Below are 13114 nucleotides of genomic sequence, written 5' to 3'. Positions count from 1 at the left end.
GCATCGGATCGGAGGCGTCCGCAAGGCGGTTGACCACAGCGGCACGAGCCAGGAACCGCAGGGGATCGTGGGGGCGCCGCGCGCCGGCCGGAGGCCGGGGCGGGGCCGCGCGGACCGGACACCGTACGCGAGGGGATTCATGATGGGACGAAGCAACACCGGCTTTTCCAAAGCGGGTTGGGACAGAATCCGCGACGTACTGGCACGGCATGTCGACTCCGGGAGGATCCCCGGAGTCGTCGCGCTGGTCGGCCGGGGCGACGAGACCCACGTCGAGGCGCTCGGGACGATGCGTCACGACGGTGGCGCGCCGATGAGCCGGGACACGGTCTTCCGGATGGCCTCGACGTCCAAGCCGGTCTCGATCGCGGCGGCGATGATCCTGCTCGACGAGTGCAGGCTGCGGATGGACGACCTGGTGGAGGCGTGGCTGCCGGAACTCGCCGACCGGCGGGTGCTGAAGCGGATCGACGGTCCGCTGGACGACACCGTGCCGGCACGGCGGCCGATCACCGTACGGGACGTGCTGACCTCCACGTTCGGGCTCGGCATGGATATGACGTCGCTGGGCACCCCGATCATGGGCGCGGTCTTCGAGCGGGGGCTGACGCCCGACCTGCCGGAGCCGATGCCCGAGCCGGACGAGTGGATGCGCCGCCTCGGCACGCTTCCGCTGATGTACCAGCCCGGAGAGCGCTGGCAGTACCACATCAGCAGCGATCTGCTCGGCGTGCTCGTCGCCAGGGTGACGGGCCGGTCGTTCGAGACGTTCCTGCGTGAGCGTGTCTTCGAGCCGCTGGGGATGAAGGACACCGGCTTCCACGTGCCCGCCGACCAGATCGACCGGTTGCCGACCCTGTACGCCCCCGACCCGCAGACCGGCGAGTTCGTCGTGTGGGACGAGGCCGAGGGGGGACGCTGGAGCCGGCCTCCGGCGTTCCAGGGCGGCGGCGGTGGGCTGGTGTCCACCGTCGACGACTTCCACGCCTACTTCCGGATGCTGCTCGGCCAGGGGACACACGGGAGCGAGCGGATCCTGTCCCGGCCCGCCGTCCGGCTGATGACCACCAACCGCCTCACGCCCGAGCAGAACGCCGCCCGTAACGCCATGGCCACCGACAACGTCCATGTGTCGTTCGGTCAGGGGCAGCACGGCGGCTGGGGCATGGGGATGGCGGTGCGCACCTACCGGGGCGACTACGCGCCCGTCGGCCAGTTCGGCTGGGACGGCGGAAGCGGCACCTCGGTCTACGCCGACCCGGACAACCAGCTCACCGGGATCCTGCTCACCCAGGTCGGGATGTCCACCCCGGACTCGGCGCGGCTCGTCCAGGACTTCTGGACCACGGTCTACCAGGCGCTCGACGACTGACCGGCTGGCCTGCTGACCAGCCGTGGGTGGCCGTGGGCGGCCGCACGTTCAGTTGTCCCGGTAGGCCTCCAGCAGCCGCAGCCACACCTCGCTGAGGGTGGGATAGGACGGTACGGCGTGCCACAGGCGGCCGACCGGGACGCGGCCGGCGACGGCGACGGTCGCGGAGTGGAGCAGTTCGCCGACGCCGGGGCCGACGAAGGTGACGCCGCGCAGGATCTCCTCGTCGAGGTCGACGACCATGCGGGCGCGGCCCTTGTAGCCGTCGCCGTACAGGCCGGCGCCCGCGACCGAGCCGAAGTCGACGTCGACGGCGCGGACGCGGTGACCGGCCTGTTCCGCCTCGGCCAGGGAGAGGCCGACGGCCGCGGCCTCGGGATCGGTGAAGACGACCTGGGGTACGGCGTAGTGGTCGGCGGTGGCCGCGTGGGGACCCCAGGGCTCGTCGCCGATGGGGCTGCCCGTGGCGCGCGCCACGATGGCGTCGCCCGCGATCCTGGCCTGGTACTTGCCCTCGTGGGTGAGGAGGGCACGGTGGTTGACGTCGCCCACCGCGTAGAGCCAGTCGCTGCCGTCGACGCGGAGGGTGTCGTCGGTGTCCAGCCAGGAGCCGGGTTCCAGGCCGACGGTCTCGAGGCCGATGTCGCCGGTGTGCGGGGCACGGCCCGTGGCGAAGAGGATCTCGTCGGCCTCGATGCGGTCACCGGTGCCGGTGACGACCACGACCGTGCCGTTCTCGCGGGTGACGGACTCGACGGAGGTACCCGTACGGACGTCGACGCCCGCCTCGGTGAGCGCGTCGGCGACCAGTTCGCCGGCGAAGGGCTCCATGCGGTTCAGCAGGCCCTTGCCGCGCACCAGCAGCGTGACCTCCGAGCCGAGGGCCTGCCAGGCGGTGGCCATCTCGGTGGCGACGACACCGCCGCCGACCACGATCAGCCGGCCGGGGGCCGCCTCTGCGCTGGTGGCCTCGCGGCTGGTCCAGGGCCCGACCTCGGCCAGTCCGGGCAGGTCGGGCAGCTGGGCGCGGGTGCCGGTGGCCACGGCGACGGCGTGGCGCGCGGTGAGGGTGGTGACGGTGCCGTCGGCGGCGGTCACCGTGACCGTGCGGGGACCGGCGAGGCGGCCCTGGCCGCGGTACAGGTCGGCGCCGATGCCGTCCAGCCACGCGACCTGGCCGTCGTCCTTCCAGTGGGAGGTGTACACGTCCCGCCGGGCGAGGACGTCGGGGGTGTGCAGGGGGCCCTGGACCGCCTGGCTCAGGCCGGGAAGGCGGCGGGCGTCCGCCTGCGCGATGACCGGCCTGAGCAGCGCCTTACTGGGCATGCAGGCCCAGTACGAGCACTCCCCTCCGACCAGCTCGCTCTCCACGACCGCGGTGGTGAGGCCGGCCGCGCGGGCGCGGCCGGCGACGTTCTCCCCCACGGGACCGGCACCGAGCACTACGACGTCGTACGCCAGGGAATCCGTTTCCGTCATGGGGCCAGTCTGGTGGGTGGTCGGCGCGGTGGCCACATGGATTCGGACACGAGGGCGGGAACCGGGGCCGAAGAGGTAAGGGAACCCGAGGAGCCCGGAGAAGTGGAGGAACGGGAAGAACCCGAAGAAGTGGAAGATGCGGGGGAAGCGGCATAGGAATAGGAGATCTGGCGGTCCTGTTTCCGTCCTCGGGACAACACCCACACCAGGAAGAGAGAATCACGCCATGAGCAGCACTGTGGAGCTGACCAAGGAGAACTTCGACCAGACGGTGTCGGAGAACAGCTTCGTTCTCATCGACTTCTGGGCGACCTGGTGCGGTCCGTGCCGACAGTTCGCCCCCGTCTACGAGAAGGCCGCCACGGAGAACCCCGACCTGGTCTTCGGCAAGGTGGACACCGAGGCCCAGCCGGAGCTGGCGCAGTCCTTCGGCATCCAGTCGATCCCGACCCTGATGATCGTGCGGGACCAGATCGCGATCTTCGCCCAGCCGGGCGCACTGCCCGAGGCGGCCCTCACGGACCTCATCGAGCAGGCCCGCAAGCTGGACATGGACCAGGTCCGCAAGGACATCGCGAAGGAGCAGGAGCAGACGCAGGAACAGGGCGAGTGACGCGAGTGGCCGGACCGCTGTCCGGCGGCCGTGCGCCCGAGCCCGACGGATGGCGCCGGAAGCCGGACGCCGGTAGGGCACAGGACGACGGTCGCGCGTCCGGTCAGCTGGAGGCCCGGTGGACCAGTGACGCGCCCTGCACCGTGCGGACCTCGGGCTCGACACCGGGGTCGCGCACCGCGCGGTCGACCAGTTCCGCGAGGTCGCGGCAGGAGGGCAAATCGAAGCGTACCGTGCTGAGTCGGGGCCGCAGCAGCCTGCCGAGCATCAGGTCGTCGGCGCCGACGACGGCCACGTCCTCGGGAACGCGCAGGCCCTCGTCCTGGAGGGCCCGCATGAGGAGCATCGCGTACTCGTCGTTGTAGGCGAACACCGCGTCGAGGTCCGACTCCGGCCAGCGCGAGGCGAGTTCAGCCGCGCTCTCCTCGGTGTACGCGAGCGGCAGCGCGGTCGTCGTCGCGTCCGTACCGAGCAACGCCCTGCGCACGCCCGCGAGTCGGGGCCGGGAGAACACGTCCAGCCCGGCCTCCTCGGGTACGACGACGCCGATGCGCCGTCTGCCGCGGGCGTACAGGTGGGCTCCCGCGCAGTGGCCGACGGCGGCGTGGTCCGTCAGCAGGGCGTGGGCACCCTCGACGCGTTCGGGGCCGAGGGTCACCACGGCCCGCGCGCCGGCCCGCTTCAGGACGGCGACGCCCCGCGGGCCGAGTCCCGTACCGGGCACGAGTACGGCGGCGGGCCGTAACTCGGCCCAGGCACGGGCGGCTTCGTCGCCCTGGAGGCCGACGCCGCCGTGTTGCACGACGGTGTAGTCGAGGCGGCCGAGGGCCGACTGGAGTTCGGTGAGGAAGCGGCCGTAGAGGGGGCCCATCGGGGTCGCGGGCGCGGGCATCAGGACCATCCGGCTGTGTCCGGCGCGCAGGCTTCGCGCGGCCGCGTGGGGCACGTAGCCGAGTTCGCGCGCGGCGTCGTGGACACGGCGACGGGTCGCCTCGCTGATCCGTACGGCACTGGTGTTGTTGAGAACGTAGGACACGGTCGCCCGTGAGACGCCGGCCAGGCGGGCCACGTCGGCGCTCGTAGGCGTGTTCGGTATCTGCACCATGGCAGAGGCATCTTGGCAGAGACGCAAAGACGGGCGGCGGGTGGGGGAACGTCGTTCAGGACTGGACGACTTGGGCGTCGGGGCGGAGGACGGAACTGGCCGGCCTGGACGGCTCGGACGACCTGGACGCCGAGGCGGAGGCCGGGGAGACGCCCGTCGGCGCGGGCGAGCGGCGCCGAGCTCTCGCCTCAGCCGGTGGTCGACGCGCCCGTCACGCGGGTGACGAGGTCGGTCCAGCCGGCCTCCAGCCGCTCCATGGGCATCTCGCACTGCCGGGTGAGGTGGTGGATCAGGGCCGGATCGAGATAGGCGAGCAGCGCCTGGGCGAGCAGGTCGCAGTCGGCGTCCGGCAGGATCCGGCGCAGCAGCATCGTGACGTGCGTGCGCAGCGCCTGGACCGTGGGGTGGGAGAACCGGCGGCAGGCCTCGGGCTGCGCGGCCAGCTGCAGGTCGAGTTGCTCGGCGGAGCGGTGGAGCACGGCCACGCCGAACGCCCGCAGCCGGTCGAGGGGCGGCGCCCCGGGGCCCAGCGGGGGCGGCCCGAAGAGGAAGTCCGCCTGCAGGGTGCGGGACGAGTGGTCGAGCAGTGCCGTCAGCAGCCCGGTGCGGTCGCCGAAGCGGCGGAAGACCGTGCCCTTGCCGACCTGGGCCGCCGCCGCCACCGCTTCCATGGTGACGCCGTCGACGCCGTGCTCGGCGATCAGCCGGGCGGCGGCCTCCAGCAGCCGGGCCCGGTTGCGGGCCGCGTCCGCCCGCAGGCACGCCTCCTCCGGGAGCGGACCCACCTCCAGCAGCTGAGGTGCGCCGAAGGGGTCCTGAGGCTCGGGGAAGGGCGGCAGGGCGCTGGACATGAAGCCAGCGTAAAGCATCGGGAACAAAACTGGACCGGGGTCCGGTTAGGCTGGTAGAAACTTAAACGGACTTCGGTCCGGTTTGTGACAGCAGTGTTTCAGCCCCCCCTTGGAGTACCCCATGACTGTTCGCATCCTCGCGCTCGTCGGCAGCCTTCGCGCCGGTTCGCACAACCGCCAGCTCGCCGAGGCGGCCGTCAAGCTCGCGCCCGAGGGCGTCGAGGTCGAGCTCTTCGAGGGCCTGGCCGAGGTCCCCTTCTACAACGAGGACGTCGACGTCGAGGGCGGCGTCCCGGCCGCCGCCGCGACGCTGCGCGCGGCCGCGCAGGCCGCCGACGCGTTCCTGCTCTTCTCGCCCGAGTACAACGGCACCATGCCGGCCGTGCTGAAGAACGCCATCGACTGGCTGTCCCGCCCGTACGGCGCCGGCGCCTTCGGCGGCAAGCCGGTCGCCGTCATCGGCACCGCCTTCGGCCAGTACGGCGGCGTGTGGGCGCAGGACGACACCCGCAAGGCCGCGGGCATCGCCGGTGGCAAGGTCATCGAGGACATCAAGCTCTCCATCCCGGGCTCCGTGACCCGCTTCGCCGAGACCCACCCGGTCGACGACGCCGAGGTCGCCGCGCAGCTGACCGAGGTCGTCGCCCGCCTGCACGGCACCGTGGGCCAGGTCTCGGCCGCCTGAGCCTCACCCACCCCGTAGGGGGCCGGAGCCCCGAGCGGCTCCGGCCCCCCACGCATTTCCGGAACCGCCACACCCGCCCGACCTCCCCTGTCTTCTTCCCTCCCCCCTCTCTCCCGGCTGTCCGCGGGATCCCGGCCGTCGTACGGTGCCGGTATCCGGTGCGGGCGGGGCATACGTGCCACAGCAGCCCGTCCCGTGAGCCGTGCGAGGAGAAGTCATGCCCCTGGTCCCGCCCCCGTTCGACCCCGAACTCGCCGCCTGCCTGGAGCAGAACAAGGAGGTCATCTCGCCCGGTCTCACCCCGGACGAGATCGGCCCGGCGCGGGAGGAGGCGAACGCCGACCTGCTCGGGCTGCTCGACCTCACGATGGACGGTGCCTTCACGTTCGAGGACCGCACCGTGCCGGGCCACGAGGGCGCCCCGGAGGTGTCCCTCCTCATCTGCCGCCCCACGTCCGGCGGCACCGGGACACCGCTGCCGGTGATCTACTTCGTCCACGGCGGCGGCATGGTCCTCGGCACCAACCGGGCCGGCGTGGACGGCCCGCTGAGCTGGGCTCTGGAGGTGGGGGCGGTGGTGGTCTCCGTGGAGTACCGGCTGGCACCGGAACACCCCTACCCGGCGCAGATCGACGACGTGTACGCCGGGTTCCGGTGGACGGCCGCGCATGCCGGGGAGATCGGCGGTGACCCCGCCCGGATCGTCATCGCGGGCTCCAGCGCGGGCGGCGGCCTGGGCGCCGCGCTCGCACTGCTGCTGCGGGACCGGCAGGGACCGCCGGCGATCGGCCAGCTCCTGATGTCGCCGATGCTCGACGACCACAACGACACCGTCTCCAGTCGCCAGATGGCCGGCATCGGCGTCTGGGACCGCACCGCCAACGAAACCGCCTGGACCGCGGTGCTGGGCGACCGCCGAGGCGGCCCCGACGTCCCCCCGTACGCCTCCCCCGCCCGCGCGACCGACCTCTCCGGCCTGCCGCCCGCCTTCCTCGACGTCGGCTCCGCGGAGACGTTCCGGGACGAGGTGGTGGCCTACGCGTCCCGGATCTGGCAGTACGGCGGCGACGCCGAACTCCACGTCTGGCCGGGCGGCTTCCACGGCTTCGACACCTTCGCCCCCGACACGGCCCTCTCCCGAGCGGCCCGGACAACCCAACTGAACTGGCTGACCAGACTCCTGAACCGCTGACCCCCGCCCCAGCGCCTCCGCGCCTCCGCCCCCGGACAGACGCGCCAGTGCCTCACCCCGCCGGCACGACCTCCCTGACCGGCCCCTTACGGGCAGGGGCCTGATCGAGGTGGACGATCACCTGTCCGTGGAAGCGCCGCACGGCGTCGTCCACGCTGCGGATGAAGCCGGACTCCGCGTTGCCTCGGCCGCTTCCCATGCCCCTGCGCAGTGAGAGGCGGAATCCGGTGATCCGGGCGGCGTCGGCCGTGGGCAGCAGGTCCGCCGGTTCGGGACGCAGGCGCTCCAGCGTCCCGCGTGGGCCGCCGGCGCCGCTCTCGACCAGGGTCTCGACGTGCAGATCGGCCGGGGCATCGGCCAGACGTCTGACGAGTCGCTTCACCCACGTCAGCGGATACCCCTGCTCGGGCGCCGGGATCTCGGTGGAGACGCGCACCCTGCTGGTACGCAGATCCGCGGAGACCGCGAGGACACCGGTGATTCCCTCGATGCGGAGTTCCGCCTGGAGCCGGCCCTGGCCGCACAACTGGTCGGCCTGCACGCTCCGGCGTTCCTGCGGCCCCACGCCCCGCTTGCCGCGCTGCACCGGCAGGACCTTCCGGCCGAGCTCCCCGCCCAGGCCGAGGCACACCTGGCGGATCAGCCGCTCCCAGCTCTCCACCACCTCAAGGGCTCGCGGATCACCCGGGCACAGGGTTTCGTCGTCGATGCCGTTGCGCACGGGAACCCACGCGGGGCCCATGTTCTGGAAACCGTGGCAGCCCGAGTTCTCGTGCTGGAGGTAGTGAAGCAGCTCCTGGAGCAGCCAGGCGTGTGCCGGGTTGCCGACGCCCTCGTGGCGAATCAGCATCTGCGCCTGATAGGCCACTTCGGCCCAGGAAAGGTGCCAGAGCGCCACCTTGTGCTTGCGTCGGCCGTCGATCCTGACGTCGACCAGTGAACTACCTTCCAGGGCAACGTCGTTGGACAGCGTGATCACCGCCTCGTAACCGCGCCGCGCGGCGATGTCCGCGTACGCCTGTACCTGTTCGGCCTTGAGGGGGTTGCCGTTGGTCTTCGTCTCGACCAGCGCTGTCCACAACTTGCCGGCCCGCTCGACCCGGATGACTCCGTCGGGACGCCGCGGACCGCTCCCGTGCGGCAGTGAGACCTCCGTGAACGTCTCGATACGGCCGGCCGGTGCACCGAACGCGGCCGTCAGCCTCCTGCCGAATTCCGGCACCTGCGCCATGACGGAAAGCATCACCGAGGTCGCACGTGTCTCGCGGTCCCGGTCGCTCTTGAGGGCCGACACGGGGAAGAGCCTCGCGTCCCTCCAGGACTCGTTCTCCGCGAGAGACTTCCTCGCGACCTTCGGCAGGGTGGTCTTCCTCCTGGCCGTACGGGGCCGCGCCGGACCCGTGGCCGGCTCGGTCCGGTCCTGCGGCGCGCGAGGAGCCGGGAGCGCGGCCTCCCCTCGCTCCGCGCCGGTTCCGCAAGCGGTCACAGGCGCGGGCGCGACCTCCTGTTCGACCGCCACCGCGTCGTCCGGCGCGTCCGGTGCGTCCGGCGCGTCCGGCGCGGACTCAGATTCGGACTCGGACCCTGCGTCGTCGTCGATGTCGACACCGAAGTCCGTCGCCAGACCGGCCAGACCGTCCGCGTAACCCTGCCCCACGGCACGGAACTTCCATTCGCCGGCGTGGCGGTAGAGCTCGCCGAAGACGACCGCGCTCACCGAGTCGACATCGCCGATCGCGAACCGGAGGAGTCCCTCGCCCCCTCCGTCGGACAGCGTGACAGTCAGCTCCTCCAGTTCACCGAAGCGCGCCCCGCCGTACCGGCTCGCGGCGACGACCATCCGGTGCACGTCCCCCGGGACCGCGGTCAGATCGAACCCGATGCGGTCCACGTCACCGCGGTCGGCAGGTGCCTTGCCCAGCAGTTGCACGCTTCCGTCGGCGGCGACCGGGTTGTTGTAGAAGTAGAAGTCGGCGTCGGTACGGACCTTCCCGTCCGGGCCCAGCGCCAGGACCGACACATCCGCGTCGCCTTCACCGCTCGGGCTGAGCCAGCACAGGCCGACGATCACCGAGCCGGCGTTCTCGCTCAGGGTCGAGAGTACGACGTTCGACCCCTTCGTCATCTCGCGCACGAATCCCCCCAGATTGCTGCGATATCACCGTGCACCACGGCATCACAGCCACCAAGGGGCACCTTGGTGTGACGTGGCGCACAATGAGGAGACTTTAGTCCTCACGGATCGCCGCCATGTCCCGGTCGCGCTGAACAGGCGGTCTCCGGTTTCCCGGCACCCCGCCATCACCTTTCCCCGGCGCCGCGCTGTCGCCGTCGCGCCGCTCTGACGTTACCGTTCAGTACACAAGGTGTCCGGAGGCTCCCGGAGGTGCTCACGTCATGGTGCACGACCGTCCCGCGGGCCTCGCGGAGTCCGTTCGCGCGCTTGCCGCGGGGGAGGTGACCTCGCGCGCGCTGGTGGAACGGGCGCTGGTGCGGATCGAGGCGACACAGCCGGACCTGAACGCCTTCCGGATCGTGCGCGCCGAGGCCGCGCTCGCCGAAGCGGAGGCCGCGGACCGGGAGTTGGCCGCGGGGGTGCGCCGGCCGCTGCTCGGCGTGCCGGTCGCGGTGAAGGACGACATGGACGTGGCGGGCGAGCCGACCGCGTTCGGCTGCCGGGGCGACTTCCCGCCGGCCGCGGAGGACGGGGAGGCGGTACGACGGCTGCGCGCGGCCGGAGCCGTGATCGTCGGCAAGACGAACACCTGTGAGCTGGGGCAGTGGCCGTTCACCGAGGGGCCGGCGTTCGGGGAGACCCGGAATCCCTGGCACACCGGCCACACCCCCGGCGGTTCCTCGGGCGGTTCGGCCACCGCCGTCGCCGCGGGGCTGGTCCCGGCCGCGCTCGGCTCGGACGGCGCCGGTTCGATACGGATCCCGGCCTCCTGGACCCACCTGATCGGCATCAAGCCACAGCGCGGACGCATCTCGACCTGGCCGCTCGGGGAGTCGTTCCACGGCATCACGGTCAACGGCACCCTGGCCCGTACGGTCGCCGACGCGGCCCTGTTGCTGGACGCGGCGAGCGGCAACCACGACCGGGATCCGCACCGGCCACCGGCCCTCACGGTGGCGGACGCGGTCGGCCGCGACCCCGGCCGGCTGCGCGTCGCCCTGTCGCTGAAGCCGCCGTTCACCGCCGTACCGGCCCGTCTGCTGCCGGAGGTACGGGCGCGGGTCATCGAACTCGCGGACAGGCTGGCTGAGTTGGGGCACCTCGTGGAGGAGGCCGACCCTCCCTACGGCCGGATCGGGCTCACCTTCGTGCCGCGTGCCACCGCAGGCATCGCCGACCGGGTCCGCGAGGCCCCGGACCCCGCCCTGCTCGACCCGCGCACCCGGGACGCGGCCCGGCTGGGCCGGCTGCTCGGCGGGGCCCCGCTGCGGGCGGCCCGGCGCGCGGAGGCGGTTCTGCACCGACGGATCGGCGCGTTCTTCACGTCGTACGACGTGATCCTCGCCCCGACGACGGCCGCCCCGCCGCCCGCGGTCGGCGCCCTGTACCACCTTCGCGGGTTCGCCACCGACCGGGCGATGATCGCCGCCTGCCCCTATGCCTGGCCGTGGAACGTGCTGGGCTGGCCCGGCGTGAACGTGCCCGCGGGCTTCGTGAGCGGCGGCCTCCCCGTGGGCGCCCAACTGCTCGGCCCGGCCGGCAGCGAGCCCCTGCTGGTGTCCGTCGCCGCCCAGTTGGAGGCGGAACTGCGCTGGCACGAGCTGTGGCCGCCGCAGGGGACGGGCGGGGCGGGCGAGGTGAAGGGGTCTGGGCGGCAAAACGGGGCGGGCGGGGACGCCTCTGGGCCCTCGGTCGTCCGACCGTAGCGGCACCGCGTGCGAACTGCCCTTCGGCGTGGGCTCGTTCCCGCCGTACCCTGTGGCCATGGACGATGCGTCGATGGTCGGGCTCATGGGACGGGTGACGGGGACGATCGGGCCCGGGCTGGTCGGCGAGGTGATCGTCCGGGTGCGCGGCGGCGCTGAGCACTTCCTCGCCTACGCGGCCGTGGGGACGGCCCGGATCACGCCGGGCACCGTGGTGATGGTGGTGGAGTACCTGCCGCCCAGAACCGTCTACGTCACCGCCGCATACGACAGTTGAGCATGCTCCGCCCCAGGTGGCGGCGTTGGGCATCAAGATTGCAACAAGGATTCGTCAGCGTCTTCACCGGGGGCTTGCGAAGGCGCACACTCCCTTCGTTCGGTGCCGAAAGGGCACCATCCAAAGGGGGCGTATGCCGATGGTTGTCGGCGTCGTTGCGGGGGCGGTCGTCGTTGCCGTCCTCATTCTGATCGGTCTGTTCAAGATGATGTGGCGGGTCGCCGAGCCGAACGAGGCACTCATCATCTCGGGGTCCAAGCACCGTACCGAGGGCCTTGAGGAGGGCATGGGCTTCCGTATCGTCACGGGCCGCGGCACGCTGGTGCTGCCGGGCGTGCAGGCGGTGCGCAAGCTCTCACTCGACCTGAACGAGACCGAGTTGTCGGTGGACTGCGTGACCCACCAGGGCATTCCGCTGAAGGTGCGGGGTGTGGTCATCTTCAAGGTGGGCGACGACTTCGTGTCGATCGCCAACGCGGGCCGCCGTTTCCTGGACCAGCAGCGCATGATGTCGGAGCGGGTGCACAACGTCTTCGCCGGTCATCTCCGTTCCATCGTGGGCGGGTTGACGGTCGAGGACATGATCCGCGACCGGGAGAAGCTGACCGGGCAGACCCGGGCGGCCTGCGGTACGGAGATGGAGAAGCTCGGCCTGATCGTCGACTCGCTGCAGATCCACGAGATCGAGGACCCGACCGGCTACATCCAGAACCTGGCGATGCCGCACGCTGCCGCCGTGCAGCGGGACGCGCGGATCGCCCAGGCGGAGGCGAACCGTCTCGCCACCGAGGCCGAGCAGCAGTCGTACGCCCGGATGGCGGAGGCCACCCGGGACAGCGAGATCCTCCAGGCCGGCTACCAGGCCGAGCGGGACAAGGCGGCGGCGAGCTCGCGCCAGGCCGGCCCGCTCGCCGACGCGGCCGCCCGGCAGGAGGTCGTGGTGCAGGAGACGAGGGTCGCGGAGCTGGAGGCGCACCGCAGGGAGCAGCAGCTCCAGGCGGACGTCCGCAAGCCGGCCGACGCCAAGGCCTACGAGAAGCGGACGCTGGCCGAGGCCGAGCGTGACGTGCGGATCTCGGCGGCCCAGGCCAAGGCGAAGGAGACGGAACTGGCGGCCGCCGCCGAGGCCACGCGGGTCAAGACGGCCGCGGGCGCCGAGGCGGAGGCCACCAAGACCCGGGGTACGGCCACCGCCGCCGCCACCCGGGCCACCGGTGAGGCCGAGGCCGCCGCCGCCCAGGCGAAGGGTCTCGCGGAGGCCGAGGCGACCAGGGCCCAGGGTCTCGCGGAGGCGGAGGCCATCAAGGCCCGTGCCGCCGCCCTCGCCGAGAACCAGGAGGCGGTCGTCGCGCAGCAACTCGCCGAGAACTGGCCGGAGATCGTCCAGGCCGGCGCGTCCGCCTTCGGCAATGTGGACAACATGGTGCTGCTCAACGGTGCCGACGGCATGGCCGAGATGTTCGCCAAGGCGCTCACCATGGGCGGCACGGGACTGGGCCTCGCGCGACAGCTCCTGTCGTCGATGAACCAGAACGGTCCGGCGCAGAACGGCACTTCGCCCGCGGCCAACGGGGCCGTGGCGCCCGCGTCGCAGAAGATTCCGTTGGAACAGGAGGCTTAGGGCCTCTCTTCCGGATCTTGCCGGGGTCGCCCAGAAG

Annotated in this window: 11 protein-coding genes; 7 read left to right on the top strand and 4 right to left on the bottom strand. The window is 72.0% G+C overall.

The annotated features are described in order from the left end of the window. Positions 1-142: 142 nt before the first annotated feature. The gene (locus tag OIB37_RS32360; RefSeq protein ID WP_330461154.1) at positions 143-1372 is read left to right on the top strand and encodes a serine hydrolase domain-containing protein; all 1230 of its coding nucleotides are present in this window, start codon (positions 143-145) and stop codon (positions 1370-1372) included. A 48-nt stretch (positions 1373-1420) separates the two neighbouring features. On the opposite strand, the gene OIB37_RS32355 is transcribed toward OIB37_RS32360, so the two are convergent. Next, positions 1421-2851, bottom strand: a complete 1431-nt coding sequence (locus OIB37_RS32355) for a dihydrolipoyl dehydrogenase family protein (protein ID WP_330461153.1) — start codon at positions 2849-2851, stop codon at positions 1421-1423. Positions 2852-3077: 226 nt separating this feature from the next. Between OIB37_RS32355 and trxA the strand changes: the two genes are divergently transcribed. Beyond that, positions 3078-3464, top strand: a complete 387-nt coding sequence (trxA, locus tag OIB37_RS32350; protein ID WP_330461152.1) for a thioredoxin — start codon at positions 3078-3080, stop codon at positions 3462-3464. A gap of 103 nt (positions 3465-3567) precedes the next feature. On the opposite strand, the gene OIB37_RS32345 is transcribed toward trxA, so the two are convergent. After that, positions 3568-4569 (bottom strand): LacI family DNA-binding transcriptional regulator, encoded by a 1002-nt coding sequence (locus OIB37_RS32345; RefSeq protein ID WP_330461151.1) that lies wholly within the window; start codon positions 4567-4569, stop codon positions 3568-3570. A gap of 188 nt (positions 4570-4757) precedes the next feature. Continuing rightward, positions 4758-5438, bottom strand: coding sequence for a TetR/AcrR family transcriptional regulator (locus OIB37_RS32340; RefSeq protein ID WP_330461150.1), 681 nt, complete (start codon positions 5436-5438; stop codon positions 4758-4760). A gap of 103 nt (positions 5439-5541) precedes the next feature. Here OIB37_RS32340 and OIB37_RS32335 point away from each other — a divergent pair, with 103 nt between their 5' ends. Together OIB37_RS32335 and OIB37_RS32330 are read left to right on the top strand one after the other, a co-directional pair. Next, positions 5542-6105, top strand: coding sequence for an NAD(P)H-dependent oxidoreductase (locus OIB37_RS32335; RefSeq protein WP_330461149.1), 564 nt, complete (start codon positions 5542-5544; stop codon positions 6103-6105). A 217-nt stretch (positions 6106-6322) separates the two neighbouring features. Beyond that, positions 6323-7297 (top strand): alpha/beta hydrolase, encoded by a 975-nt coding sequence (locus tag OIB37_RS32330; RefSeq protein ID WP_330461148.1) that lies wholly within the window; start codon positions 6323-6325, stop codon positions 7295-7297. A gap of 52 nt (positions 7298-7349) precedes the next feature. On the opposite strand, the gene OIB37_RS32325 is transcribed toward OIB37_RS32330, so the two are convergent. Then, entirely contained in the window at positions 7350-9422 is a 2073-nt protein-coding gene (locus OIB37_RS32325) for a TerD family protein (RefSeq protein ID WP_330461147.1), read from the bottom strand. A gap of 272 nt (positions 9423-9694) precedes the next feature. Here OIB37_RS32325 and OIB37_RS32320 point away from each other — a divergent pair, with 272 nt between their 5' ends. From OIB37_RS32320 to OIB37_RS32310, 3 genes are all read left to right on the top strand, one after another. Continuing rightward, on the top strand, positions 9695-11179 hold the full coding sequence (locus tag OIB37_RS32320) for an amidase (RefSeq protein WP_330461146.1): 1485 nt from the start codon (positions 9695-9697) through the stop codon (positions 11177-11179). A 58-nt stretch (positions 11180-11237) separates the two neighbouring features. Further along, positions 11238-11456, top strand: coding sequence for a hypothetical protein (locus OIB37_RS32315; protein WP_330461145.1), 219 nt, complete (start codon positions 11238-11240; stop codon positions 11454-11456). A 133-nt stretch (positions 11457-11589) separates the two neighbouring features. Continuing rightward, a complete protein-coding gene (locus OIB37_RS32310; RefSeq protein ID WP_330461144.1) occupies positions 11590-13077 on the top strand; it encodes a flotillin family protein in 1488 nt (495 codons plus the stop codon). The last annotated feature ends 37 nt before the right edge of the window (positions 13078-13114 follow it).

This window comes from Streptomyces sp. NBC_00820 (assembly GCF_036347055.1).
Lineage (GTDB): Bacteria > Actinomycetota > Actinomycetes > Streptomycetales > Streptomycetaceae > Streptomyces.
Note: the sequence above shows the minus strand (reverse complement) of the source record. Positions and strands in the feature narration are given on the sequence as shown.

Bases quoted from the DNA above. Each gene is read 5' to 3' on its own strand.
- OIB37_RS32360 (WP_330461154.1), top strand. From the start codon at position 143: ATGGGACGAAGCAACACCGGCTTTTCCAAAGCGGGTTGGGACAGAATC.
- OIB37_RS32355 (WP_330461153.1), bottom strand. From the start codon at position 2,851: ATGACGGAAACGGATTCCCTGGCGTACGACGTCGTAGTGCTCGGTGCC.
- trxA (WP_330461152.1), top strand. From the start codon at position 3,078: ATGAGCAGCACTGTGGAGCTGACCAAGGAGAACTTCGACCAGACGGTG.
- OIB37_RS32345 (WP_330461151.1), bottom strand. From the start codon at position 4,569: ATGGTGCAGATACCGAACACGCCTACGAGCGCCGACGTGGCCCGCCTG.
- OIB37_RS32340 (WP_330461150.1), bottom strand. From the start codon at position 5,438: ATGCTTTACGCTGGCTTCATGTCCAGCGCCCTGCCGCCCTTCCCCGAG.
- OIB37_RS32335 (WP_330461149.1), top strand. From the start codon at position 5,542: ATGACTGTTCGCATCCTCGCGCTCGTCGGCAGCCTTCGCGCCGGTTCG.
- OIB37_RS32330 (WP_330461148.1), top strand. From the start codon at position 6,323: ATGCCCCTGGTCCCGCCCCCGTTCGACCCCGAACTCGCCGCCTGCCTG.
- OIB37_RS32325 (WP_330461147.1), bottom strand. From the start codon at position 9,422: ATGACGAAGGGGTCGAACGTCGTACTCTCGACCCTGAGCGAGAACGCC.
- OIB37_RS32320 (WP_330461146.1), top strand. From the start codon at position 9,695: ATGGTGCACGACCGTCCCGCGGGCCTCGCGGAGTCCGTTCGCGCGCTT.
- OIB37_RS32315 (WP_330461145.1), top strand. From the start codon at position 11,238: ATGGACGATGCGTCGATGGTCGGGCTCATGGGACGGGTGACGGGGACG.
- OIB37_RS32310 (WP_330461144.1), top strand. From the start codon at position 11,590: ATGCCGATGGTTGTCGGCGTCGTTGCGGGGGCGGTCGTCGTTGCCGTC.